The following is a 23,659-nucleotide window of genomic DNA, read 5'->3' on the forward strand; positions in this document are numbered from 1 at the left end:
GGCCCGAATGCGCTTCAGGCCGGCTGGATTTCCCACGAGGCGGCAGAACGGTCGGTGGATTTCCCGTTCTTTGAGCACGCACGAAAATTCCGGGCTGACGCGGCCCGGCGGCGGTTGAACAGCCGCTGTTCGATCATGCGGTCCACTTCGCGCCGCACGTCTCTGCGAACGGTGCGCCAGAGGATCCCGCGGTCGACCTCGGGGTTACGTGCGGCCGCCAAGGTCCAGCGGATCAACCGGCTTGCTGTGAAAACGTCTGTCGCCGGGCGGTTTCGGGAGAACACATCCAGCAACTGCGTTGCGCCGCCCGGCTGGGCGGCGAACCACCGATAGGCCGCGTCCTCGATCGGGGACACCGCGTCGTCGCGGCCGAGCTGATTCGCCCACTGGTACATCGGCAGGCACTGTTTGTCGCGGTCCTTCTCCCACGCAGCCAGTGCCGGGTCGAGTGCAGCGGGATCGTCAAGGTGGGGCGCCACCGTCTCGCCCAACAGCCGGCCGAAGCGCAACGCGTCCCGGATGCCCTGTGCGGTCACCGGATCTTTGAAGTGGCCGGCGTCTCCCGGCAGCGCCCAGCCCGGTCCCTGTGAATGCCGGAAGTACGACGGGTGTGAATAGGAGACCCGGACCTTGCCGACGCGGGTGCAGCCGCGCAACCGGTCGGCAAACGGTGGAACCCGCCGAATCGCGTCGAGGAACGCGGCCTCGGAATCGTTGCGGAACTCGTCGCCGCGCGCCACGGGCGGCATCAACAGCGCCACCGATTGTCCTCCATCACAAGGAAATACCGTGACGAGATCGTCGCCGTAGCGCCATTGCATCGCCAGGTTGCGCAGATCCTCACGGCCGTCCTCGTAATAGGCGTAGGCCATCATTCGCTGGTTCTCCCAGCGGTGGTGCTCGGTGGTGCCGACCAGGCGGGCCACCGTGGAGCGGCGGCCATCCGCGCCGACGACCAGCTTTGCGGTGATGGTGCCCTCGGAGCCGTCGCGTCCGCGGTATCGGACGCCGGTGACACGACCGGCCGGGTCGCGCAGCAGATCGATCACCCGGGTGCGTTCGCGGATGTCGGCTCCGGTCGCACGAGCGGTCTCCACCAGCGCGAGATCCAACCCGGGGCGGCGGACACAACTCCCGGAAGTCTGGCCCCGGTAGGTGTCGAACGCGCCGACGACGTCCACGCCCGGGGCCCCGAGGCCGGCGCGCGTGTGCAGCGGCGCGCCGAGTCGCAGCACACGATCGCGGGCACCCAGGAGTTCCAGTTCGGCCCAGTGATGCGGGAAGAAGAGATGCGTCGAGAGCGTGTCCGACGGGAACGATGCGCCGTCGAGCGCGATGACGTCGCGGCCCCGTTGCGCGAAAGCGATGGCGGCGGCGGTCCCCGAGCAGCGGCTCCCGACGATGACGACGTCCGTGCGTTCGTGCATAGGGGGAGAATGCCAGGTGGGAGCTCATATTACAAGAGCGTTCATTTTCTGAATTAACTTCTGATCTACTCGCTGACCTATCCTTGGCGCGTGCCCGGTGGCAGCACTTCCGCAAGGACCCACGGCGCGGCGGCGCGCGCCGAACGCAGACGGGCCCGAACCCGTGCCGCGATCTTGGACGCTGCCGAGGAGGTGTTCAGCCGCGAAGGCTTTGACGGGGCCCGCATCGAGGCGATCGCTGCCGCCGCCGACGTGTCGGTCGGGACGATCTACACCCATTTCGACAACAAGCGCGGTGTCTACCTGCATCTGGTCGATCGATCGCTGGAGCTATTCACCGAGTACATGACGCGCAGTGCTGACCCGACGATGACGCCGTTGCAGCGCGTCCTGGCCGGCGGTGACGCATACCTTCGGTTCCACGTGGACCATCCGGGCGCCTTCCACTTTCTGGCCTACCGGAATCCGGGTACGGCACCACTTTCCGGCGACGACGGACCCGAGGCGAAGATCGGCGATCGGGTGGGGGAACTGCTCCGCCGGTTCGCGGGGCAGATCGACGACGCGATCGCGGCGGGGGAGGCACGGCCGGTCGATTCGATTCGCCTCACCAGATTTCTATGGGGGGCATGGAACGGCGTGATCGCCCTGCGCCTGCAGCCCGAGGGGATTCGGCTCTCGGAGTCGGAGATCGCCGAAACGCTAGAACTGGCCCGCTGGTTGCTTCGGGAGGGACTGGCCAGTTCGGCACTGCGCGACGACAACGGCGAAGTCGGTGACCGCGTCCCGTTGCCCCGGATCAGGTGACACCGTGGGCGCCGGCGTCGGCCAATATCTCCCGGAGCCGGCGAATGTCGACCTTCCCGGTGCCGCCGCGCGGAACATCGTCGTCGGAGCTCAACAGCAGCCACACCGTGGGTATCTTGAAGGCGCTCAGCAGCTTTCGGGCCGACGCGTGAAGCTGCTCGGCGGTCAGCGCGTCTCCGCACACCACCGCCGCGCCGACCCGTTCGCCCGCGGTGCCCGGCACATTGGTGACAAAGGCATTGTTGACGCCGTCGATGCTGCGCAGTGCGCGCTCGACCTCGCCGGGGTAGACGGTCGCACCGCTGACTTTGAACATGTCGTCGGATCGGCCGTGGTAGAACAGGAACCCATTCTCGTCGAGATGTCCGAGGTCACCGGTGGGGTAAAAGCCGTCGGCGGTGAACAGCTCTTCGCGGCTGCGACCGCAGATGCCTCGCAGCGTGTGCGGTCCGCGGATCTGGATCATGCCGGCGGTTCCCGCTGCGACAGGCTCACCGTTTTCGGGGTCGACGATACGGACTTCCATGCCCCCAAACGGCTTTCCGCAGCTGCCCCACGCCGTGGCGGGCAAGTCCGTGTCGGCGGGGTAGCCGCAGTACGGCCCGAACGCCTCGGTCATGCCGAACAGCGCCGCCCGAGCACCGGGCTGAGCCCGCTGCTCGGGCGCCAGCAGCGCTTCCAGGCTTCCCGGTCGCAGCGCCGAGAGATCCACGCCGACCGAGCTGGCGTGCCGCGCCAGTGCTTCGGCCTGATCGGGCCAGCCCCGAAACAGCGTGACACGCTCACGCTCCAGTAGGCGCAGGGTGGTTTCGGGGCGGGGGATTTCTTCGGTCACCAGGGTGGCGCCGGCCAACAGAACGGACAGGATTCCGCTGCCGAACCCGCCCACCCAGAAGAACGGCATCGGCAGATACAGGCGGGTTCCGGCGGTGATGCACCGCGCCGCCAGCCCCGACTGCACCGCGCCCAGCGCGTTGCCGTGCGAGTGCAGGACCCCCTTGGGCGATCCGCTACTACCCGACGTGAACATGATGACCAGCGGGTCGGCGGGGGTGACTGTTTCGGTCATGGCGTCGATGATCTGCCGGGCCCCGTCGCTCACCGGGGCGTTGTCGAGCTGGCCGATCGACCAAAGCTGTTGTAACGCCGGCCGTTCGGATCGCGGCACCGTATGGAGGTCGTCGAGATAGCGATGGCCGCGGAATTCCTCGACGCTCACCAGGAACTGGACGGCGGCGACGCGCAGCTGCGCGACAAGCTCGCCGGCTTGCAGCAGCGTGCTCAGCGGAACCAGAACGGCGCCGATGCGGGTCAGCGCGATGGCGACCTGTACCCAGCGGGTGCCGTTGGGCATGATCAGTCCCACCCGAGTGCCCTTGCCCACGCCGGCCTCGACGAATGCCGCAGCCAATTCACGTGTGGTCGAGTCGAGTTCGCGGTAGCTGACCCGGGAGATGGGATCGATCACCATCGGTGTGTCCGCGTCGTTCTCGGCCCGAAACCTCACCAGTTGATCGATGGTGCTAGGCATCGAAGAGCCTTGTCAGTCGCTGCCTGTCGACCTTGCCGCTGGACAGCAGTGGTACGTCGGCGCGCGCAAGGGCGACGAACCGCTTGGGAATCTTGTACGACGACAGCTCCCCTTTGAGCCGTTCACGCAGCGTGGCTTCGTCGAAATCCGGTTGGACGACCACCGCGGCAACCAGCTCTCCTCGATGGGTGTCGGGGACGCCCACGACGTGAGCCTCCGCGCCGATGACCCGGGCGATGGCCTTCTCCACCTCGGCCGCTGATACGTTGGCTCCCGCCGTTTTGATCATCGTGCTCAGCCGGCCCACGAAATAGACGAATCCGTCGGCATCTTTGCGCACCAAATCACCTGTGTGGAACCAGCCGTCGGTGTCGAAGCAGTCCTCGCGACTGCGTTTGTAATAGCCCTGCATCACGTAAGGCCCGCGGACACACAGTTCGCCGACCTCGCCGACGGCAACGCTTTGCCCGGTGTCGGGGTCGGTGAGCATCGTCTCGAATCCGGGGGCGGGCTTGCCGAATGATCCCCGCCGCGTTTCGGGTTGGTCGGATTCGTCCTGGTCGATCAGCACGACGCCACCGGCCTCGGTCATTCCGAGCATGTTGTGCCGCAGCTCCGGATCGGCCGGCCGGGTGTCGGGGGACATGATCGGGTAGAGGTTGCCGCGCCGCATCGACGACAGATCGCGCTCGGCGTAGCTCGGGTGGTCGGCCAGGTGAGCGACCCCGGCCGCGAACCCGTTGGTCATGGTCGGCTTTTCGGCCTCCAGCAGGTCCAGGGTGGCCCCGGCTCCGTCGGTATCGGAGGTGGCGTTGGAGCACACCAGGGTCGATCCGGCCACCAAGGTGGCGAGCAGGCCGAACGCGAACCCGCCGATCCAGAAGAACGGTGAATTGCAGAACAGCTTGTCCGAAGCGGTCAATCCCCGGATCGCGTTGAGGTTCTGTTGATGCCCGAGCAGCGCGCCGTGCGTGTGCACCACCCCTTTGGGCGCGCTGGTCGATCCGGACGTGTAGACGATCGCCAGCGGATCGCAGTCGCAGACATCGTCTTCCATCGCCCGCAGCACCGCCGGATCGATGGTGCCGGCCGGCGCGCACACCGTTTCGCGAGTGAACGCCACGCGGCGCAATTGCGGCGCTGCCGCACACAACAACCGTTCACCGGAAGCGAAATCGGCCTCCGGAAGAACCTCGGACAGCCGCTGTACATAGTCGTGCGAGCGAAAAGACGGTGCGGCCAGCAGAATTTCGACGTCGCTGTCGACCAGCTGCTCGCGCAGTTCGCGGGCGGTGACGAAAGTGGAGAACGGAACCAGCACGGCACCGATGCGCGCGGCCGCCAACATCCCGACGACGAAGTCGGGTCCATTCGGATAGAGCAGCCCGACATGGGTTCCCTTGCCGGCGCCGAGGGTAATCAGACCGCCGGCGAGTTCCGCCGAGCGGCGATCGGCTTCGCCGTATCCGATGCGGTCATCGTCGCAGACCAGAAGCGGGTGATCCCCGCGCAGACGGGCTTGATGTCGCAACGTCGCGGCGACCGTCAAAGAATCAGAACGCATGGTTGCGCAGGGCCGCGGGCTCGCGGAAGTAGTCCTGGATCGCGCCGAGATCGGCTTTGCCCGACGGTGTTCGCGGAATGGCGTCGACGATCGCGATCTCGGTGGGAATCTCGTAGCGCGCCAGGCGCTCTCGCAGATACTCCACCAGCGCAGCGGTGTCGACAGCAGACGGCTCGCGCAGTTCGACCATGGCGACCGGCGTCTCGCCGAGCCGCTCGTCGGGCCGGGCGACCACCGCCGCGCCCGCCACCGCGGGGTGGCTCTCCAGCGAGGCGCGAACGTCGTCGGGCATCACCTTGAACCCGCCGCGGATGATCGCCTGATCGGCGCGACCGACGATCCAGAGGAAGCCGTCGGCGTCGATGCGCGCCATATCCGTGGTTCGCATCCATTGCGCGGCCGGGCCCAGCTGCCCCGTCTTGACCTCCAGCAGGCCGACGGCGTCCGGGCCTAGCGGTGTTCCGTCGTCGGCGACCACCCGCAGCTGTGCGCCCGGATTGGCCCGGCCGACGCTGCCCCGTTTGGTTTCCCAGTACCGCTGATAGTCGGGAAGGGTCCAGCCCGCCACTCCGCCGCCGAATTCGGTTGCGGCATAAGAGGTTAGTACCGGGATGCCGTACTTCTCGGTGAAAGCGTCGGCGTCGTCGGCAGACAGCGGCGCCGTGCCGCAGGTGACGGCCCGGACACTGTCCAGGTCGGCGCGCGGCACATCGGAGTGCAAGACGGTGCGCAGGGCCGCCGGTACCAGCGATACCGCGCGGGGCCGGTGCTTGCGCACCGCCTCGGCCCAGGCGTTGAGCTCGAATCGTTCCAGCAGCACGAACGATCTGGCCTCGGCGACGCAGTGCAGCACACGGAATACGCCACCGATATGCACCAGCGGTGAGTTCACGATCGCGACGCCGCGCCGCAGCCCGGTGGGCGCCGGTGCGCGATCGGGTTCGGCGCCCATCACACTGCGCGCCAGCATGTCGTAGCTCAGGTCGATTCGCTTGGGCGGGCCCGTCGTGCCACTGGTCAACATGCGCACCGCGATATCGGTCGGCGGAGCCGGCGCGGTACTGGGTCGCCCAGACACGTCGACATCGTCAAGCAGGCCCGAGATCGCGGCGGTCGGGGTGCCCGCGGTCACCAGCGCCGTCAGGTCGTCGCGCTCGCCCACGACCAGGGGAAGCTGTAGCCGCGCGATGTCGGCCTTGGTGCGCTCGTCGCCTCGAGACGGGTTGACGACCACCACGGTTCCACCGCCCAGCAGCACGCCCAGAAAGGCCGCCACGTGCCCCGGCCGGTTGCGCAGCAGCATCCCGACTTCGGTGCCGGCGGCCAGCCCGGCCACTCGCCGAGCCAGGGCGTTGACCCGAGCCCACGAGACCCATTGGCCGCCATACTCGATGGCGTGCGCGTCCGGCTGTAGCTCGAGCACATCGGCGATGCGCTGGATGAGTGGATGTTGCGTCATCAGCGGATCGTCGGTGTGCGTTTGGCGCCGCCGGGGCCCTGCTGCGCGGCCAGTTCCGCGGTGCCCAGCGGATTTCCCAGCCGGGTGTAGATCAGGCCCTGTTCCAGCGCCGCGCGGTACGGCTTGTCCAGCGATTCCCAAATCGCCTTCACCGTGCCCTGAGTCGCCGTCGGCGGCTTGGCGGCGATGGTCGCCGCGATCTCATGGGCACGATTCCAGAGCTGCTCGGAAGAGACGACCTCCGAGACCAATCCGATCCGCAGCGCGGTGTCGGCGCTGACCCGCTCGTCGTTGCCCATCAGCGCGATGCGCAGCGTGTCCCCGAGGCCGACGCGCCGCATCAGGCCGATCGGTTCCAGCGCACAGACCAGGCCGGCCGACACGTGGGAGTCGAAAAACGTGGCGTCGTCCGAACAGATGACCACGTCGGATTCGTTGACGAGGTAGAACGCGCCGGCCGTGCACATGCCCTGGACCGCGCAGACCACCGGCTTCCACATCTTCTGCCATTTGGGGCTCAGGGCTTCGCCGGGATCTTCGTGGTTCCAGACGTTTTCGGGTTGTCCGTAGGACTCCTTGATGTCCAGCCCGGCGCTGAACGCCCGGTCGCCGGCGGCCCGCAGCACCACCGCGTGCACCGACTCGTCGAGTTTGACGACCCGCCAGGCGCGGGCCATCTCCTCACACATGATGCGGTTGAACGCGTTCAACCGCTCGGGCCGATTCAGCGTGATGGTGGCGACGTGGTCGGCGGCGTCGACCTCGAGCAGGATGGTCTCGAACTTCATCGGCTTGCTCACCGGCACTGCCAATTCGGTTTGCGCTTTTCCACGAACGCCCGGGGGCCCTCGGCCGCGTCCTCGGTTCGCAGCACCCGCTCGCGGAACGTCTCGGCGAGAATCTCCGCCTCGTGCAGCGGCACATTCAGGCCCTTGAGGATGGCCAGCCTGGTGCCCCGGACAGCCAGTGGCGCATTGGAATTGACGATGTCGGCGATCTCGTGGGCGCGGTCCAGCAGGCGGTCGTGCTCGACGACTTCACTGATCAGGCCCAGCTCGTAGGCGCGCTCGGCGCTCATCCGCTCGTGCTTGCCCATCAACGCCATCCGCAGCGCGACCGAGCGGGGCAACACCCGGGACACCCGCACCAGCTCGCGGCCCGCCACCAGCCCGATGCTGACGTGCGGATCGAAAAATGTCGCCTGCTCGGACGCGATGACGATGTCTGTCGTGGTGACCCAATCCATGCCGGCGCCACAGCAGATTCCGTTCACAGCGGTCAGCACCGGCTTGGCCGTGCTGCGAAACGGCGGCGTCCCCTCCTGCGGTGCCTCCCATTGGTCGTAGGTCGACAGGTACGGCCGCTCGTAGATCACCTTGCCGTCCTCGGGAATTTCCTTGACGTCGGCGCCGGTGCAGAACGCGCGGCCGGTGCCGGTGACGATGGTCAGCCAGACGCTGTCGTCGTTTTCGGCCTCGTCGTAGGCGGCCCGAAGCTCGCTGATCATGTGCGGGCTGAGCGCGTTGAGGGCGTCCGGGCGGTTCAGCGTGATCGTCGCGGTGCGCCCGTCGACCTCGTACTTGATCGTGTCGAACGAATCAGTGGGCATCGATCATCCCTTCGTATGGCGCCCGGTGCGGCCCACGAGCGTGGGGGCTATGGACGGAGTTGAGGCAATTCCGGTGCGTAGCGCCCACACTCGGCGCCCAGGAGCTAGCGTCCACGAAAATCCGGATCCCGTCGCTGCCGGAAGGCCTCCAGGCCCTCCTTGAAATCGCCTGTTCGGCAAGACAACTCCAGGTTGAACAACTCCTGGTTCAGCGATTGGTTCAGCGTTGCGTGCTGGCCGAAGTTCAGGGCCTGCTTGGCCAGCCCGATCGCTGCCGTGGGGCCGGAGGCCAGCCGGCCCACCAACTCCTCGGCGGCGCGGTCGAGTTCGGGGCCGCTGACCGCCTGGTGAATCAGTCCCCAGTCGGCCGCGTCGTGTCCGCCCACCTTCGCGCCGAGCAGCAGCATTCGCCGGGCCCGCGCCAGGCCGACGAGCCGGGGCAGCAGCCAGGTGGATCCCGAGTCCGGGCTGAATCCACGATCGATGAACGGTTCCCAGAACACCGCATCGTCGGCGGCCACGGTGAAGTCAGCGGCCAGCGCGAGATTGCAGCCGAATCCCACGGCCCACCCCCGCACGCTACACACCACCGGCAGCTGAATGCCGGCGACGAGTTCGATCACGCGGTGGGCGGCGTGCGGAATCCGGCGCACCAGATCACCGGTGCGCGGCCGTTGCCCGCCGGGATCGTTGGCGGCCACCCAGTCGGCGCCCGCGCAGAAATCGTCTCCGGCGCCCCGGATGTGTACGGCACGTAGCGAATCGTCCGAGGCGGCGTCGGTCAGCGAGTCCACTAGAGTCCCGATCATCAACTGCGTCAACGAGTTACGCCGGGATGGGCGATCGAGCGTGACCCGCAAGACCGCACCGTCTCGGTGCACTGCCACCGAACCATCGGCTCCGGCCGCGTCGGCCCCCTGACTCACCGTCGACCCGGCCTTTCTCCGCCGTTACGGTTACCCATACAGTAGGCAATACGATTGATACGCTGTATAAGTTAGCAAGGATACGCTGCCTGCGAAACTACGGGGTGAAAGAGAGAATCATGGCCCCCGCCGGCGACGATGCGAAGCGATGAGGAGGAGCGGCGCCTATGGCGATCGAGGAGGGGCACGCCGCCCCCGCGTCGACGCGCAGCGACGACGCCCGATTCGGCGAGGCGCCGCTGGCCCAGACCGTGGCCGCCGCCGCTGCCATGCGCCGGCTCAGCTCACTGCTGGTGTCCCTCGAGCATCCGCACCGCGCGGTGGACGCGATGCTGGAGAGGTTCGCCGAGTGGGAGAGCGAGCTGTCCGCCGCCGCGCCGGCGGACAGCGCCCCGCGCATCGGCGAGATGCCCGACGATCCCCGGCGCGTCTATCTCAGCCACGCGACCGACATCGGCGCCTACAACCCGTGTTTTCCCGAGTACCGGTTCACCCGACTCGACTCCGAGAACGCCTCGGGACGCGTCGATTTCCCGCTGATATACGAAGGACCGCCGGGACTGGTGCACGGCGGATTCCTGGGCGTCTTCTTCGACTGCGTCATCCAGCACCACAATTGCGTCACCGGCCTTTCCGGCAAAACCCGATCCTTGGCCGTGACCTTCCGCAGGCCCACACCGGTGTTGACGGAGCTGCGATTCGACATCGCCCGCTCGGCGGGCGAACGGGGCATCACGTCGACCGCGCGACTGTTGCTCGACGACGAAGTGCTGTGTACGGGCGAGGTCAACACGCTGGCGTCACGGCCGGAGAAGCTTGCCGGATCGCGGTTCGGCAGGCGCCGAAAGGAGTCCGATAAATGAGCGCTTCGAGCACCTCTGACGATCGTGTGCTTTTCGACATCGATCTCGAGCGGCGCATCGCGACCATCACGCTGAACAATCCCCAGCGACGCAACTCCTACGACGCCACCATGCGCGAGGCCGTCGCCCGTTGTCTGGATCGGGTTGCCGACGACGACGACCTCACGGTGGTGCTACTGCGCGGAGCGGAGGGAGTCTTTTCCACCGGCGCCGACATGAACAATGCCTACGGGTGGTACGGCTCGTCCGCGCCACCGGAGCAGGGGGTCGCGGACGAGCGGGCCGCCAAACGTCGCCCGAGTCAGCGTCGGCGACTTACCGTGGACCGCAAATCTTTTGGCTTCTATCACAACTTCATGGGCTTCCCGAAGGTGACGGTGGGGGAGATCGCCGGCTACGCACTCGGCGGCGGCTTCGAGATGGCACTGATGACCGACATCTCGGTCATCGCGCGTGACACCCGGATCGGCATGCCGGCGACCCGCTTCCTGGGCCCCGCCCTGGGCAGCTTGCACATGTTCTTTCACCGGCTCGGGCCGGTGCTGGCCCGGCGCCTGCTGTTGACGGGCGACATCATCGAGGCGGGCGAGATCGAACACCTCGGAATCTTCACGGACACCTGCGATCCCGGCTCGGTGACGGCCCGGGCGCGCTACTGGGCCGAGAAGGCGGCGAAGATGCCGGCCGACGGGGTCGTCATCGCCAAGGAGGCGTTCCGGCTTGTCGAGCAGAGCCAGGCCTACCAGGGTGAAGAGGTCGCCAGCTATCTGTTCCACGCCTTCGGCACCAACCTGCAATTCGGGCCGGGTGAGTTCAATTTCGTCAAAACCCGCGCGCAGCACGGCGCCAGGGAGGCCTTCCGGCTACGTGACGAGCACTTTCACGTGCCGGAACCCGAGTCGTGACAAGCGTTTTCGGATACGGCTAGCGATTCGCCGGGGCCTTGGACCGCCCTCGCGCAGTCGATGTCGTGCGCTGCCGGCTCGCCCCCGCCTTGCCTTTTGATCCGTTGCTCTCGTCGATCAGCCGGCTGGCGTGATCGAGGATGCAGGTGAGCCCGTACTCGAAGTTGGTTTCGTCGGGGGCCCCGATCCGGTGTCCTATCCGGGTCACTTGGGCAAGGAGCGGGGTCTTTTCGGGATCGATTGCAACGGCGTCCTCGATGGCGCGGGGCCCGATATCCGACGATTGGTTCTTCTCGTAGAGCCGTTGCAGCACCACTGATCCGCGGACGTGAACCGAAACCGCCGAATAGGTGTCGAACGCGTCCTCCGGCGACAGCCCGGCCTCCACCAGATTGGAAACCGCTTTTTCCATCTCCTGTGCGCCCATCCGCGCCGCTTTCGGCGACAGGGCCGCCCGAATCAGAATCAGGTCGCACAGAATTGGGTTACCCATGAACGTCTTACGCATCAGGCGTGCGTGGTTGCGCAGGGTCTCCCGCCAGTCGCTGGCTTCGACATAGGGAGTGGCGAACACATACTTGCCCAGGGCGCGGTCAGTCATCGCGTTGAGCAGGTCGTCCTTCTTGCGGAAGTACCAGTAGATGCTCGTCACACCGACGCCGAGATGTTTGCCGAGCAGCGGCATGCTCAAGTTGTCGATCGACACCTGCTCCGCGAGTTCGAATGCGCCGCTGATGATGTCGTCGGGATTGATGGACCCGCGCTCGCGTCGTTGGCGCTTATCGGCGGTTGCCTGTTTTGCCACTACGGGCACCTCCATCAAATCTGTTTCGTGCATGCGGTCTGGCAGCGGTGCTGCCGGTAAAGTCAAACTTACCGGCTCTTCTGTTCTGACCTGCGTATACGCTTACGTGTCGTATTTTCCCTCTGCTACTGTAATACCTATCGTAGGCTTTTTGGTAAATCCACTGGACAGGCGAGAATGGCCAGGTTAGGGCTACGGATTACGCAATGGATCTAGGGCTGGCGAATGCCACCGCGGTGGTGGTCGGCGGTAGTCGCGGTATGGGCTTGGCCACCGCGCGCTGCCTCGCCGATGAGGGTGCCCGTATCGCGGTGGTCGGCCGTAGCCGCGACGCGCTCGACTCCGCGGTGACCGATCTCACGCAACGTGGTAGCCCGGACGCTCTCGGACTCGCAGCCGACATCGGGGATGACGCCGCGGTCGGCGAGGTGTTCGGCGAGCTTTCCCAGCGCTGGGACGGCGAGCTCAACGCTCTGGTGGTTACGGTGGGGCCGGGCGCTGCCGGCACCTTCGAGGATCTGACCGACGACCAATGGCGTCAATCCGTCGAAGACGGGGTGCTGGGCATGGTGCGCTGTGTGCGTGCGGCGCTTCCGTTGCTGCGCAAGGCGCAATGGGCGCGGATCGTCAACTTCTCGGCGCACTCGACTCAGCGACAAAGTGTCATGCTGCCCGCCTACACGGCGGCGAAATCGATGCTGACGAGCGTTTCAAAGAACCTGTCCCTGCTGCTGGCCAAGGACGAGATCTTGGTCAACGTGGTATCCCCGGGCAGCATCGCGTCGGAATCACTGGTCGGCTGGGCGGATTCGGTGGGCGTCGACGGCCACGATCCCTATGCCCTGATGGAGGCCATTGGCAAGCATTTCGGTCATCCTGCGCACATGCCGCGGGCGGGCCTTCCGGAAGAAATCGGCCCGGTCGCCGCGTTCCTCGCCTCGCGGCGCAACTCCTACATGACCGGAGCCAACATCAACGTCGACGGCGGTTCGGACTTCACCTAACCGCGGGTAAAAAGAAATCGATTGGCAGACAGAAGGAGTCGACTGTGGCTACGGCAGCAGAGGCGCGTGCGTGGGCGCCCGGCGCATTGCGGGGGATCGGTGACTCCCTCTACACCCCGTTCTGCGGCACCGACGGAGACGACATCGACTGGGATGCCTACCGGGCGCTGGTGCGCTACTGCGTCGGCGACCTCGGGCACCCAATGTTGTGGTGCACCAGTGGCATCGCCGAGTTCTGGTCGCTGACCCTCGACGAGCGGAAACGCCTGCTGGAGGTGGCGGTCGAGGAGGCGCGCGCCATCAACCCCGGTGTGGTTGTGCAGGCATGCACGGCGGCCATGTCGGCGAAGGACTGTTTGGATTTGACGCTGCACGCCCAGGGGGCGGGCGCTGACATCGTTTACATCCAGACGCCGATGATGGAGGCCCACGGCGGTGAAGGCGTGCTGCGCTTTTTCCACTACGTGGCGGCGCGCACGAATATCGCTTTGGGCATGTTCAATTCGCCGTCATCGGGATACGTGTTGACCCCCGCCGAGAGCGCACGGATCTATGACGAGGTGCCCGCGGTGTGCGCCACCAAGGAGGGCGCCTTCCGCCCGGCGAGCAGCCGCATGCTGCATGAGCTGGCGCCCGGTCTTGCGGTGTGGGAGTGCGATAAGACGGTGTACCGGGCCGGATGGCTGCGCGACGGGATCGTGTGCCCGGCGCAACTGGGTACCGCGGGCTATCTGTTCGAGACGCCCGAGCGCAGATTGTTCTCCGAATACTGGGATTTGATGCTCAGCGACAAGCTCGTCGAAGCCATGGACTACGGCCGCGAATCGGGGCTGGATCAGTTCGACCTCGACATCGGATCGTGGTGGACGTGCTACCCGGGGCGAGCGGACTACTTCACCCACTGGGGCGGCGCATTCAAATACGCCGCGTCGCTACTGGGCCTGCCGATCGGTGCGTGTCCGCATTCCCGCCCCCCGCAAGCCGAACTGCCCGCCGACGCGAGGGCCCAGATCGAGAACGCCTACCGGCGCCTGGGTTTGATCGAAACCGTGCTGCGGTAGGACGGATTACGTTGCAGTAGAAGGGATCACCCAAGCGAAGCGGACCCGGTGGGTAACCGGGCCCGCTTCCTCAGCCGGCCGTCTACTGCTGCTCGGCCCGCTCACGTTCCTCGTACGTCTTGGCCTTGCCACGGGCCTTCTCGGCGGCGACTTCCTTCTTCCCAGCGCTGCGCTGCGCGTCCGCCTTGTCCTGCTGAGCCTTGCCCTCTTCGATCAGGGCGTTGTGGCCGATGATGATGCCGACGACCTGCTTGGTCTTGCCGAGAACCTCTTCCACGATGCCCCGAACGAACTCGACCGGGCCGCTCTTGGTGTCAACCATTGCGTCTCCTTCCCCACGTGATCATTGGCTCTTGTACGCATTCCCGATCACCCGGTCGATGCAAACATGGCGCCGACATGTCCATCACCACAACAGTCGCCGACCGTCGATCCGGGGGCGATCGCAGCGGCGGGCCGACGACCGAAAATCGCAGTTTAGTTGCGGTTCACGGGCGCGTGGCCGCGGTTGTGGAATGCAGTACCGATAGGTATACAGTATGGGTACAAACTCGCCAGTTGATCAGCTATGAGGGGACGGTCTGATGAGCGCCGCCGACCGTGTGGTCACCGATGAGGCGGTGCTCTATGAGACCGCTGAAACCGGTGTTGCGGTCGTGACCCTCAACCGGCCCGAGCGGCTCAACGCCTGGGGCCCCGACATCTCGAGGGGTTTCTACGCGAGCATCGACCGCGCCGAAGCCGACCCCGCGGTCCGGGTGATCGTGTTGACCGGGGCCGGCAGGGGATTCTGCGCCGGCGCGGATCTGGGTGGCGCGGGGTCCATCGACGAAAAGCTGGGCGACGGCGACACCGACGTCACCAAGTTGGTCGGCGACCGCCACCCGCACTTCCTCACCCAACTGCGCAAGCCGATGATCGCCGCCGTTAACGGCGCCTGTGTCGGCATCGGCCTGACGCACGCCCTGATGTGTGACGTCCGGTTCGCTGCCGCCGGAGCCAAATTCGCCACCGCGTTCACCCGCCGCGGATTAATCGCCGAGTACGGGATCTCCTGGATCTTGCCGCGGCTCGCCGGTTGGGGCGCGGCGATGGACTTGCTGTTGAGCGGGCGCACGTTCTTCGCCGAGGAGGCCGCGCAACTCGGGCTGGTCAAGGAAACTGTCACACCCGACGAGTTGATGCCCCGCGCCATGGCGTACGCGGAAGACATCGCCCGCAACTGTTCACCCGCGTCCCTCGCGGTGATCAAGCGCCAGGCCTACGGCGACGCGTTGCGCGATGTCGCCGATGTCAGCGCCCGCGCCGAAACACTCATGCACGAGTCGCTGCTGCGGCCCGACGTTGTCGAAGGCATCACGAGCTTCCTGGAGAAGCGGCCACCGCGGTTCCCGCCACTGGCCCCCTAACCAGCCGGAAAGGATCATCATGACCACGCTGAACTATCGAGCGATCGACGTCGACAACCACTACTACGAGCCGGTCGACTCGTTCACCCGCCACCTGGATAAGCAGTTCAAACGCCGCGGCGTGCAGATAGTCAGCGACGGCAAACGCAGCTGGGCCTTGATGGGCGACCGCATCAACCACTTCATACCGAATGTCACCTTCGATCCGATCATCGTGCCGGGTTGCCTTGACCTGTTGTTCCGCGGCGAGATCCCGGAAGGCGTCGACCCGGCGTCGCTGATGAAGGTCGAGCGACTGGCCGAGCACCCCGAGTACCAGAACCGCGACGCCCGTATCACGGTGATGGATACCCAGGACATCGAGACGGTGTTCATGCTGCCGACGTTCGCGTGCGGGGTCGAGGAGGCGCTCAAGCACGACATCGAGGCGATGATGGCGTCGGTGCACGCCTTCAACCTGTGGCTCGACGAGGACTGGGGTTTCGACCGTCCCGATCACCGGATCATCTCCGCCCCGATCATCTCGCTGGCCGATCCGGTCAAAGCCGTCGAGGAGGTCGAGTTCGTGCTGGCGCGCGGCGCCAAGCTGGTGCTGGTGCGGCCGGCGCCGGTGCCCGGGCTGGTCAAGCCCCGGTCGCTGGGTGACCCCAGCCACGACCCGGTGTGGGCCCGGCTGGCCGAGGCGGGGGTTCCGGTGGGATTCCACCTGTCCGACAGCGGCTATCTGGCGATCGCCGCGCTGTGGGGCGGCAAGTCGACCTTCGAGGGCTTCGGCGCGAAGGATCCTCTGGATCAGGTGCTCCTCGACGACCGGGCCATTCACGACACGATGGCCTCGATGATCGTGCACGGCGTGTTCACCCGTCATCCGAATCTCAAGGCGGTCAGCATCGAAAACGGTTCGTACTTCGTGCATCGGCTGGTCAAGCGCCTGAAGAAGGCGGCCAACACCCAGCCCCAGCATTTTCCCGAAGACCCGGTGGAGCAGCTGCGCAACAATGTGTGGATCGCCCCCTACTACGAGGACGATTTACCGGAGCTGGCCGACGTCATCGGCGTCGACAAGATCCTGTTCGGCTCCGACTGGCCGCACGGGGAAGGCCTCGAGACACCGGTGTCGTTCACCGAGGAGCTGCAGGGATTTAGTGAATCCGATATTCGAAAGATCATGCGAGACAACGCCCTAGACCTTCTTGGCGTCCAAGTCGGCTCGGCCGTTTGATGATCGGGGCCCGGTTACTTCCGTGAGTGAATGGACCATCGGGGCGGTTCTTGACGAAATCGCCGGCGTCGTCGGCGATCGGACGATGACGGTGTGCGGCGAGCGCCGCAGCACCTTCGCCGAGTCGGCGGACCGCACCCGGCGGCTGGCGAACTTCCTGGCGAGCAAGGGATTCGGCGCCCACCGGGAGCGGGCGGCCCTGCGGAACTGGGAATGCGGGCAGGACCGGGTTGCGCTGGTGATGCACAACGATCTGTACCCCGACATGGTCATCGGGTGCCTCAAGGCCCGGACCGTCCCGGTGAACATCAACTATTACTACACGCCGCGCGAGGTCGGCGAACTTCTCGATTACGTCAGGCCTCGGGCGATCATCTACCACCGCGCGCTGGGCGCAAGGTTCGCCGACGTCCTCAACCGTGACGGCACCGATTTGTTGATCGCGGTCGACGACGGCAGTGATGCCCCGCAACTACCGGGTGCGGTGACGCTGGAAGATGCTCTGGCGCAGGGTGATACCGACCAGCACGTGATCCCGTCGCCGGATGACCTGCTGATGATCTGCACCGGCGGCACCACCGGCCGGCCCAAGGGTGTGCTCTGGCGGCAGTCCGACATCTATGTGTCGTCGATGGTGGGGGCAGACCATGCCTGCGCTGCCGAGATCCACGACAAGGTGCGCGGAGCGGCCGGGGCACCGTGGTTCGCGGTGTCGCCGCTGATGCACGCGGCCGGCATGTGGACCGCGTTCTCGGCGATCATGGCCGGGACGCCCGTGGTGATGTACGACACCGGCAAAAAACTCGACCCGCGATCGGTGTTGGAAACGGCGCAGCGCGAGAAGGTGGGCTTGATGACGATGGTCGGCGACGCCTACGCCGCGCCGCTGGTGGCCGAACTGCGCCGCGGTTCCTACGATCTGTCGTCGCTGTACGCCATAGGCACCGGGGGCGCCGCAACGAACCCGAAATACCAACGCGCCCTTGTGGAGTTGATCCCCCAGGTCACGGTGATCAACGGTTACGGCTCATCGGAGACCGGAAACATGGGATTCGGCCACAGCCGGCGCGATACGCAATCCGACACGTTCACGCTGCGGGAAGGCGGGCTGATTCTCTCCGAGGACTACAGCCACTTCCTCTCCCCGGGCGAGCCCGAGGTGGGCTGGGTCGCCAGGGAAGGGCGAATCCCGTTGGGGTACTTCAACGATCCCGACGCCACCCGCAAGACCTTTCCCGAGATCGACGGCAAGCGGGTGGTGATATCGGGCGACCGCGCCGGGTTGGAGCCCGACGGCACATTGCGGCTGTTCGGCCGTGACTCGCTGGTGGTCAATACCGGCGGGGAGAAAGTCTTCGTCGAGGAAGTCGAAGAGGTGCTGCGCGCCCACCCGGCGATCGCCGACGCGCTGGTGGTCGGGCGCCCCAGCGAGCGCTGGGGAGAAGAAATCGTCGCCCTCGTCGAACTCCGTGCGGAAGCCACCGCGACGGGTGGTGAACTGCACACGCACTGCACCACGCAATTGGCGCGGTTCAAGACGCCCAAGGAGTTCCTCTTCGTCGATCACGTCCAGCGCTTGGGCAACGGAAAGGCCGATTACCGTTGGGCGAAACGGCACGCTTCGACACCAGCAACAGCAAAGGCGCCGATGTCCACATGAAAGCAATCGATTGCCTGGTCAATGTGCACTTCGGCGAGACCGAGAAGCAACCGACCTGGATGCTCAAGGTGCGTGACGACTACTTCAAGGGCCCCCAGTCCATGTTCGAGCCCGTCGAGTTGTCCGCGCTGCTCGACGAAATGGACGCCCAGGGTGTGCGCAAAGCCATCCTGATGGACAACCTCGCCAAGCCGTCGGTGACCGCGCGAAAATTCGTCGAGGAGAGGCCCGAGCGGTTCGCCCTGGCGATGGGCGGGGTGAACCTACTGCGACCGATGCCCTCCCTGCGGGAACTTTCTGCCATCGTCAACGACGTGCCCGTTGCGTATGCGGCTGTGGGGCCGAGCTTTTGGGGCGACGGCCAGTATCCGCCCAGCGACGCCGTCTATTACCCGCTCTACACCAAATGCGCCGAGCTCGAGCTTCCGTTGTGTATCAACACCGGTATTCCCGGGCCGCCCATCCCTGGGGAAGTGCAGAATCCGATCCACCTCGACCGGGTCTGCGTGCGATTCCCGGAGCTGAAACTGTGCATGATCCACGGCGCGGATCCCTGGTGGGACATCGCGATCAGGCTGTTGATCAAATACGCCAACCTGCGCCTGATGACGTCGGCGTGGTCGCCCAAGCGGTTGCCGGAGAGCCTGCTGCACTACATGCGGACCCGTGGACAGGGCAAGGTGATCTTCGCTTCCGACTGGCCGGTACTGAGAATGCAGCGCGTCGTGCCCGAGGCGGCTGCGCTGGATCTGCCCGCCGACGTGCTCGAAAACTATCTCTACAACAATGCGCAAGAATTCTTCTTCGGTGGCCAGGAGGAACGCTGAGAATGGACCGCTACGAACTACGCAGGCTCGACTACAGCCTGACCTCGGATCACGAGGCGTTGCAGGCCGCGTATCGCGATTTCTTCAAGACGCATTGCCCGATCGAGACCGTGCGCGCCGCGGAGGAAACCGGCTTTGACAAGAACCTGTGGGAGCGGTTGTGCGCCATGGGCGCAACGACCATGGCGCTGCCGCAATCAGCGGGCGGCGACGGTGCGACGCTCGTCGACCTGACGTTGGTGGCCGAGGAGATCGGCCGGTCACTGGCGCCGGTGCCGTGGATCGACCAGGTCTGCGCGGCGCGTCTGCTGGCTCGACTCGGCGTGGTGGAACCCGATGTCGTGCAGGGCAAGCGACTCGCCGCATTCGATCCGCGGCACGACAGCGCCTCCGGGGCGCGGCTGCTGCCCACCGGATCGATCGCCGATCAGATCATCGTGCGCGACGGCGCGGAAGTGGTCGCGCTGACCTTCGGCACCCGCCCGACGAAGGTGGACAACATCGGCCGCCTGCCGATGGCCTGGGTGGATCCGGCGAGCGCCGACACGCGCACCGTGCTGGCCAGCGGACCCGACGCCTCAGCGGAATATCAACGCGCGCTGGACGAGTGGCGGGTGCTGTCCGCCGCGGCGTTGGTGGGCTTGGTGGAGGAGACCATGACGATCGCCGCCGAATTCGCCAAGACCCGCTACACGCTGGGCGTGCCGATTTCGACGCTGCAGGGCATCTCGCATCCACTGGCCAACATCGCGATCACCGTGCAGGGTGGTCGCAATCTGGCGCGGCGCGCGGCCTGGTTCTTGGACAACGAGCCCGACGAGCGCCCCGAGTTGGCCCCCTCGGCGTTCGTGTTCATGGCGGAAGAAGCGGCGAAGGCCGCGACCATGGCGGTGCACGTGCAAGGCGGTCTTGGTGTTTCGGCGGAGGCGGCCGCGACGGCGTACCTGGTGCGTGCCCGCGGCTGGGCCCTGGCCGGTGGGGACCCCGGCGCCAGCGCGAAGTACATCGGCGAACTCGTCGCCGCACGCGAAAGCGGAAGGGGCGCATAGTGGATTTCTCACGTGTCACGCTGTCCGACGACGATCAGCGTTTCCTGGACGAAGCACGCGATTTCCTGCGCACCCATGTGACCGACGACGTCAAGCGCCGGGACCGCGAAACGGGCGACAATTTCAACGAAGGGGTGCACCTGGCGCTGGGTGCCGCCGGCTACCTGGAACGGGAATGGAAGCCGGAGGCCGACGGCGGCTTCAGCCGGGTGCATCGCCGCATCTGGGAGCTGGAGAAGCGGCGCGCGCACGTGCCCTGGGTGACCTGGGGCACTACCGCCATGGTGGCCCGTTCGGTCGCGAGGTTCGGGTCGAGCGAATTGCGGGATGAAGTGCTGCCGGGCGTCTTCAGCGGACACGTTCGGCTGTGTCTGGGCTACACCGAACCCGAGGGCGGATCCGACATCGCCACCTGCAAGACGCGGGCGGTGCGGGAGGCGGATGGGTCGAGCTGGATTATCAATGGCTCCAAGATGTTCACCACCGGAGCGCACAACTGCCGGTACGTGTTCCTGATCACCAACACCGATCCGAATGCCCCGAAGCACAAGAGCCTGACCATGTTCCTGGTCCCGCTGGATTCCCCGGGCATCGAAATCCAGGGCATCCGCACGGTCGACGGTGACCGCACCAACATCGTCTACTACAGCGACGTGCGTGTCGACGACAAGTACCGGCTGGGCGAGGTGAACGCCGGCTGGACGGTGCTGCGCGAGCCGCTCAACGTCGAACACGGCGCGGTGGCGGCCGCCCCGGACGGGCTGCAGGACGTGTCGATCATGATGCACCAGGCCGGTTTCATGGCCGACGCCCTGGACAAGGCCGCGGGCAGGGTGGCAGAGCGGGACGAAGGCGGGCGCAGGCTCATTGACGATGCGGCGGTGGCGTACCGATTGGGGCGCAGCGCCGCGCGGATGGAAGCGTCGCTGAGTGCGCCCAGCATCTTCGGGCGCGTCGCCCTCGCGCAGACGATGCGCGACATCGCTCCGGAGCTGATGGACATCCTCGGCACGGCGTCCACGTTGCCGATCGGCACCGACGGGGCGGCCGACGACGGCGCGTCGGAGTATGTATTCCGGTTCGCGCCGCTGGTCGGGATTTACGGTGGCACCCTCGAGGTGTTCCGCAACATGATCGCGCAGTACATGCTGGGCCTGGGTAAGGCGGCTTACGCGCCGCCGGTCCAGAAGGTTTCCTGAACCTGCCACTGCCCCCGGTGGGTGCGGCCCGAACCCGAGCGGCCCGTCAGCCGTGCCCGTAGATGATCCGCAGCATCTTGAGGTTGATACTGATGAAACGCCCGAACTGGACGATGATGTTCTGACGCATCCGCAGCGTCGCAGGGGTGGGCAGCGGTGCGTCGCCAATGCGCTCGGCCGTCAGCGCATTCACGTCCGAATAATTGGTTTCGTCGTCCATCGGAGTGCCTTTCACTCAGGGATCAGCCACCAGAATGGGCGGGCTTTCGCCTTGTAGATGAAGAGGTGATGCAACAGCAGCTTGATCCAGTGGCCAGCCAGGCCGAGCTCACCGGAGGTGCCAGCGATGTCACGACCCGTTTGGGGATACTTCACCGGGTCGGGGACAACGGGAAACATTGTCATCGCGGCCGCCGAGCCCTCGCGCAAGCCGGTGCCTGCCGACGCAACGCACGCGGCGCCCATGCTCGACATCGAGGCGCGGTGCGCAACACTGGTTGTTCCCTTGGTGATTCGATCGTGGATGGTCTCGGCAACCGTCTTGGCCATGATGCCCGACGGCATACCGGTGCGCGGCGGACTGGGGGTGATGACCGTTCCGTTGGCACTCGAGCGCGGCCGAGAGATGGGATGCGGGGGCGCGAACGCGATGCCGGGCGCGAAGATGTTCGGGTAGGCCGGCGACTCGTAGGTGTACGGCCAATCCTCGGCGGACCACTCGTCATACGGCTTGCCCGAGTAGTCTGCGTCGACCTTCAGGAAACCTGACGGTGCGAACAGAACGGAGCTGATGTCGTTGCCGCGCTTGTCGTATGCCGCGAGGTCGGCTCCCCTGAAAGGGGGTAGCAGCATGGCGAAGTCGAAATCTAATTCGTGCTCTTTGCCGTCGAGTTGTTCGTAGCGCAGCTTGCCGTCCATCACCTCATGGACGGCCGCTTGGGTGATGGCCCTGACACCGCGCTCGCGGAACAGCGACTCGGTCCACAGCCGGCTGGACTGCATGAAGCCCTTCTCGACAAAGCTCATGCCACCGACGCCGAAGTCGCCCAGTTCGTACTCGTTTGTGAGGTAGACGATTTCGGCGAGGTGTCGCACGCCGGCGGCTCGCAGGGTGTGCTCAACGTTGAAGGCGTACTCGAACGCCGCGCCCTCGCATGTGCAGGTGCCGTGTCCGACGCCAATGACGAGGCGCTGCTTCTCGCCGGCCTTCATTCTGGCGATGACCTGGTCGAGCGCTTGCGCCGCTTCGACGGCGTGGGCCGCGGTGCACACCGAGTATGAGTGGCCGGCAGGCCCGAGCCCCGGAGTAGCCGCGAAGTTCAGTCGCGGTCCGGTCGCGTTGATGAGGTAGTCGTATGTCATGGTGCCGGTCTGGCCGTCGTGCTTCTCATCGGTGTAGGTGAAGTCCACCGATGGTGCCGACTCGTCTTCAGTGCCCTCCGGATGGATTGCCGTGGCAAGCGCTTGATGAAACGCAATGCCCTTGCGCCGGTAGATCGGCCTGAGCGGAATAAGCACCTTGGCTGCATCCATCCGGCCCACGCCGACCCAGATGTTCGACGGGATCCAGTTCCAGTCGGCGTTGGGGGATATCACGACGACCTCGTGACTGCGACCTAGCCATCGGCGCAGGTGCAGAGCGGCGGTATGCCCGGCGATACCAGCGCCGAGGATCACGACTCGTGCCATTGCTGCTCCTCTGTCGAAATTGGCGCCTCGGGTTGCTCCGCGTGTGAAACGCCGGGCACTCCGAGGTCAGATTGCGCTCCCGCGACCACGCATCTCTAGGGCCGATGGACTCTATTGGCGGAGGTATATGTGCACCAAAAGACGATTCAGATGCACCAGCAGGAATACCCCTACCCGTATAGGTATTGTAACAGTCATGACGGAACACAACCACTACCAGCAGGTGCTGGACGACCTCAACCCACAGCACCGCGCCCTGCGCAAGATGATCCCGGACGTGTACCGGGGTTTTGCCGAGATGAGCAATGGCGCACTGACCTCGGGCGCCTTGGACAAAAAGTTCAAAGAGCTGATCGCGATGGCGATCGGCGTCGTAGCCGGATGTGACGGCTGTATTGCCTCCCACGCCCAGGGGGCGGCGCGCGCCGGCGCATCCAAGGAGGAGGCCGCCGAGGCGATCGGCGTCAGCATCCTCATGCATGGTGGGCCGGCCACGATTTACGGTGCCCGTGCCTACACCGCTTTCTGCGAATTCGCCGACAAGACCTCGGATACCGTCCCGGGATCGCCCCAATGAGTACGCCCGGTCGCGCGGGGCAGTTAGTCAGCCCGCGTGTCGGGGTCGCTGGGCCTCTTCGGCCCA

The 23,659-nt window shown here is 65.9% G+C and carries 23 protein-coding genes; 12 read left to right on the forward strand and 11 right to left on the reverse strand.

The features are described from left to right. Window positions 1–14: 14 nt before the first annotated feature. On the reverse strand, window positions 15–1,427 hold the full coding sequence (locus EPN51_RS00725) for an NAD(P)/FAD-dependent oxidoreductase (protein ID WP_293034963.1): 1,413 nt from the start codon (window positions 1,425–1,427) through the stop codon (window positions 15–17). A gap of 90 nt (window positions 1,428–1,517) precedes the next feature. Between EPN51_RS00725 and EPN51_RS00730 the strand changes: the two genes are divergently transcribed. Further along, window positions 1,518–2,234: a TetR/AcrR family transcriptional regulator gene (locus EPN51_RS00730; protein ID WP_293034965.1), complete on the forward strand. Its 717-nt coding sequence runs from the start codon at window positions 1,518–1,520 to the stop codon at window positions 2,232–2,234. On the opposite strand, the gene EPN51_RS00735 is transcribed toward EPN51_RS00730, so the two are convergent. The 6 genes from EPN51_RS00735 to EPN51_RS00760 all read right to left on the reverse strand — a co-directional run bounded on the left by EPN51_RS00735 (window position 2,227) and on the right by EPN51_RS00760 (window position 9,323). Beyond that, the gene (locus tag EPN51_RS00735) at window positions 2,227–3,765 is read right to left on the reverse strand and encodes a class I adenylate-forming enzyme family protein (RefSeq protein WP_293034967.1); all 1,539 of its coding nucleotides are present in this window, start codon (window positions 3,763–3,765) and stop codon (window positions 2,227–2,229) included. The genes EPN51_RS00730 and EPN51_RS00735 overlap by 8 nt on opposite strands. Beyond that, entirely contained in the window at window positions 3,758–5,329 is a 1,572-nt protein-coding gene (locus EPN51_RS00740) for a class I adenylate-forming enzyme family protein (RefSeq protein WP_293034969.1), read from the reverse strand. Before EPN51_RS00740 ends, EPN51_RS00735 begins: the two co-directional genes overlap by 8 nt. After that, complete coding sequence (locus EPN51_RS00745) at window positions 5,319–6,788, reverse strand: AMP-binding protein (protein ID WP_293034971.1); 1,470 nt, start codon at window positions 6,786–6,788, stop codon at window positions 5,319–5,321. Before EPN51_RS00745 ends, EPN51_RS00740 begins: the two co-directional genes overlap by 11 nt. Next, window positions 6,788–7,594 carry an enoyl-CoA hydratase/isomerase family protein gene (locus tag EPN51_RS00750; RefSeq protein WP_293034973.1) on the reverse strand — a complete coding sequence of 269 codons (807 nt, stop codon included), beginning with the start codon at window positions 7,592–7,594 and terminating at the stop codon, window positions 6,788–6,790. Before EPN51_RS00750 ends, EPN51_RS00745 begins: the two co-directional genes overlap by 1 nt. Then, window positions 7,585–8,397 carry an enoyl-CoA hydratase/isomerase family protein gene (locus EPN51_RS00755; RefSeq protein WP_293034975.1) on the reverse strand — a complete coding sequence of 271 codons (813 nt, stop codon included), beginning with the start codon at window positions 8,395–8,397 and terminating at the stop codon, window positions 7,585–7,587. Before EPN51_RS00755 ends, EPN51_RS00750 begins: the two co-directional genes overlap by 10 nt. A gap of 104 nt (window positions 8,398–8,501) precedes the next feature. Next, window positions 8,502–9,323 carry an enoyl-CoA hydratase-related protein gene (locus EPN51_RS00760; protein WP_293034977.1) on the reverse strand — a complete coding sequence of 274 codons (822 nt, stop codon included), beginning with the start codon at window positions 9,321–9,323 and terminating at the stop codon, window positions 8,502–8,504. 167 nt (window positions 9,324–9,490) lie between these two features. Between EPN51_RS00760 and EPN51_RS00765 the strand changes: the two genes are divergently transcribed. Both EPN51_RS00765 and EPN51_RS00770 read left to right on the forward strand, forming a co-directional pair. Continuing rightward, complete coding sequence (locus EPN51_RS00765) at window positions 9,491–10,186, forward strand: hypothetical protein (RefSeq protein WP_293034979.1); 696 nt, start codon at window positions 9,491–9,493, stop codon at window positions 10,184–10,186. Then, the gene (locus EPN51_RS00770; RefSeq protein WP_293034981.1) at window positions 10,183–11,091 is read left to right on the forward strand and encodes an enoyl-CoA hydratase/isomerase family protein; all 909 of its coding nucleotides are present in this window, start codon (window positions 10,183–10,185) and stop codon (window positions 11,089–11,091) included. The genes EPN51_RS00765 and EPN51_RS00770 overlap by 4 nt, the downstream gene beginning before the upstream one ends. Window positions 11,092–11,110: 19 nt before the next feature. Here EPN51_RS00770 and EPN51_RS00775 read toward each other — a convergent pair whose 3' ends face one another. Continuing rightward, a complete protein-coding gene (locus EPN51_RS00775; protein WP_293034983.1) occupies window positions 11,111–11,911 on the reverse strand; it encodes a TetR family transcriptional regulator in 801 nt (266 codons plus the stop codon). A 191-nt stretch (window positions 11,912–12,102) separates the two neighbouring features. On the opposite strand from EPN51_RS00775, the gene EPN51_RS00780 reads away from it, so the two are divergent. Both EPN51_RS00780 and EPN51_RS00785 read left to right on the forward strand, forming a co-directional pair. After that, entirely contained in the window at window positions 12,103–12,900 is a 798-nt protein-coding gene (locus EPN51_RS00780; protein ID WP_293034985.1) for an SDR family oxidoreductase, read from the forward strand. A 44-nt stretch (window positions 12,901–12,944) separates the two neighbouring features. Then, a complete protein-coding gene (locus EPN51_RS00785) occupies window positions 12,945–13,961 on the forward strand; it encodes a dihydrodipicolinate synthase family protein (RefSeq protein WP_293034987.1) in 1,017 nt (338 codons plus the stop codon). Between the two features lie 82 nt (window positions 13,962–14,043). Here the strand turns inward: EPN51_RS00785 and EPN51_RS00790 are convergent, their stop codons facing one another. After that, a complete protein-coding gene (locus tag EPN51_RS00790; protein ID WP_293034989.1) occupies window positions 14,044–14,283 on the reverse strand; it encodes a CsbD family protein in 240 nt (79 codons plus the stop codon). A 262-nt stretch (window positions 14,284–14,545) separates the two neighbouring features. Between EPN51_RS00790 and EPN51_RS00795 the strand changes: the two genes are divergently transcribed. From EPN51_RS00795 to EPN51_RS00820, 6 genes are read left to right on the forward strand one after another with little or no spacing between them, the layout of a single operon-like run. Next, window positions 14,546–15,370 (forward strand): enoyl-CoA hydratase, encoded by an 825-nt coding sequence (locus EPN51_RS00795; protein ID WP_293034991.1) that lies wholly within the window; start codon window positions 14,546–14,548, stop codon window positions 15,368–15,370. A gap of 19 nt (window positions 15,371–15,389) precedes the next feature. Beyond that, window positions 15,390–16,592: an amidohydrolase family protein gene (locus EPN51_RS00800; RefSeq protein WP_293034993.1), complete on the forward strand. Its 1,203-nt coding sequence runs from the start codon at window positions 15,390–15,392 to the stop codon at window positions 16,590–16,592. Between the two features lie 22 nt (window positions 16,593–16,614). Beyond that, window positions 16,615–18,252, forward strand: coding sequence for an acyl-CoA synthetase (locus EPN51_RS00805; protein WP_293034995.1), 1,638 nt, complete (start codon window positions 16,615–16,617; stop codon window positions 18,250–18,252). Further along, window positions 18,249–19,079 carry an amidohydrolase family protein gene (locus tag EPN51_RS00810; RefSeq protein ID WP_293034997.1) on the forward strand — a complete coding sequence of 277 codons (831 nt, stop codon included), beginning with the start codon at window positions 18,249–18,251 and terminating at the stop codon, window positions 19,077–19,079. Before EPN51_RS00805 ends, EPN51_RS00810 begins: the two co-directional genes overlap by 4 nt. A 2-nt stretch (window positions 19,080–19,081) precedes the next feature. Then, complete coding sequence (locus EPN51_RS00815; RefSeq protein ID WP_293034999.1) at window positions 19,082–20,128, forward strand: acyl-CoA dehydrogenase family protein; 1,047 nt, start codon at window positions 19,082–19,084, stop codon at window positions 20,126–20,128. Then, window positions 20,128–21,327, forward strand: a complete 1,200-nt coding sequence (locus EPN51_RS00820; RefSeq protein WP_293035001.1) for an acyl-CoA dehydrogenase family protein — start codon at window positions 20,128–20,130, stop codon at window positions 21,325–21,327. The genes EPN51_RS00815 and EPN51_RS00820 overlap by 1 nt, the downstream gene beginning before the upstream one ends. A 46-nt stretch (window positions 21,328–21,373) precedes the next feature. Here EPN51_RS00820 and EPN51_RS00825 read toward each other — a convergent pair whose 3' ends face one another. Beyond that, window positions 21,374–21,547 carry a hypothetical protein gene (locus EPN51_RS00825; RefSeq protein WP_293035003.1) on the reverse strand — a complete coding sequence of 58 codons (174 nt, stop codon included), beginning with the start codon at window positions 21,545–21,547 and terminating at the stop codon, window positions 21,374–21,376. An 11-nt stretch (window positions 21,548–21,558) separates the two neighbouring features. After that, window positions 21,559–23,016, reverse strand: coding sequence for an FAD/NAD(P)-binding oxidoreductase (locus EPN51_RS00830; RefSeq protein WP_293035005.1), 1,458 nt, complete (start codon window positions 23,014–23,016; stop codon window positions 21,559–21,561). A gap of 196 nt (window positions 23,017–23,212) precedes the next feature. Here EPN51_RS00830 and EPN51_RS00835 point away from each other — a divergent pair, with 196 nt between their 5' ends. Continuing rightward, entirely contained in the window at window positions 23,213–23,593 is a 381-nt protein-coding gene (locus EPN51_RS00835; RefSeq protein ID WP_293035007.1) for a carboxymuconolactone decarboxylase family protein, read from the forward strand. Window positions 23,594–23,659: the final 66 nt, after the last annotated feature.

The sequence above is a fragment of the Mycobacterium sp. genome, from assembly GCF_004298145.1.
Taxonomy (GTDB): Bacteria; Actinomycetota; Actinomycetes; order Mycobacteriales; family Mycobacteriaceae; genus Mycobacterium.

Bases quoted from the DNA above. Each gene is read 5' to 3' on its own strand.
- EPN51_RS00725 (WP_293034963.1), bottom strand. From the start codon at position 1,427: ATGCACGAACGCACGGACGTCGTCATCGTCGGGAGCCGCTGCTCGGGG.
- EPN51_RS00735 (WP_293034967.1), bottom strand. From the start codon at position 3,765: ATGCCTAGCACCATCGATCAACTGGTGAGGTTTCGGGCCGAGAACGAC.
- EPN51_RS00740 (WP_293034969.1), bottom strand. From the start codon at position 5,329: ATGCGTTCTGATTCTTTGACGGTCGCCGCGACGTTGCGACATCAAGCC.
- EPN51_RS00745 (WP_293034971.1), bottom strand. From the start codon at position 6,788: ATGACGCAACATCCACTCATCCAGCGCATCGCCGATGTGCTCGAGCTA.
- EPN51_RS00755 (WP_293034975.1), bottom strand. From the start codon at position 8,397: ATGCCCACTGATTCGTTCGACACGATCAAGTACGAGGTCGACGGGCGC.
- EPN51_RS00765 (WP_293034979.1), top strand. From the start codon at position 9,491: ATGGCGATCGAGGAGGGGCACGCCGCCCCCGCGTCGACGCGCAGCGAC.
- EPN51_RS00770 (WP_293034981.1), top strand. From the start codon at position 10,183: ATGAGCGCTTCGAGCACCTCTGACGATCGTGTGCTTTTCGACATCGAT.
- EPN51_RS00775 (WP_293034983.1), bottom strand. From the start codon at position 11,911: ATGGAGGTGCCCGTAGTGGCAAAACAGGCAACCGCCGATAAGCGCCAA.
- EPN51_RS00780 (WP_293034985.1), top strand. From the start codon at position 12,103: ATGGATCTAGGGCTGGCGAATGCCACCGCGGTGGTGGTCGGCGGTAGT.
- EPN51_RS00790 (WP_293034989.1), bottom strand. From the start codon at position 14,283: ATGGTTGACACCAAGAGCGGCCCGGTCGAGTTCGTTCGGGGCATCGTG.
- EPN51_RS00795 (WP_293034991.1), top strand. From the start codon at position 14,546: ATGAGCGCCGCCGACCGTGTGGTCACCGATGAGGCGGTGCTCTATGAG.
- EPN51_RS00800 (WP_293034993.1), top strand. From the start codon at position 15,390: ATGACCACGCTGAACTATCGAGCGATCGACGTCGACAACCACTACTAC.
- EPN51_RS00810 (WP_293034997.1), top strand. From the start codon at position 18,249: ATGAAAGCAATCGATTGCCTGGTCAATGTGCACTTCGGCGAGACCGAG.
- EPN51_RS00815 (WP_293034999.1), top strand. From the start codon at position 19,082: ATGGACCGCTACGAACTACGCAGGCTCGACTACAGCCTGACCTCGGAT.
- EPN51_RS00825 (WP_293035003.1), bottom strand. From the start codon at position 21,547: ATGGACGACGAAACCAATTATTCGGACGTGAATGCGCTGACGGCCGAG.
- EPN51_RS00830 (WP_293035005.1), bottom strand. From the start codon at position 23,016: ATGGCACGAGTCGTGATCCTCGGCGCTGGTATCGCCGGGCATACCGCC.
- EPN51_RS00835 (WP_293035007.1), top strand. From the start codon at position 23,213: ATGACGGAACACAACCACTACCAGCAGGTGCTGGACGACCTCAACCCA.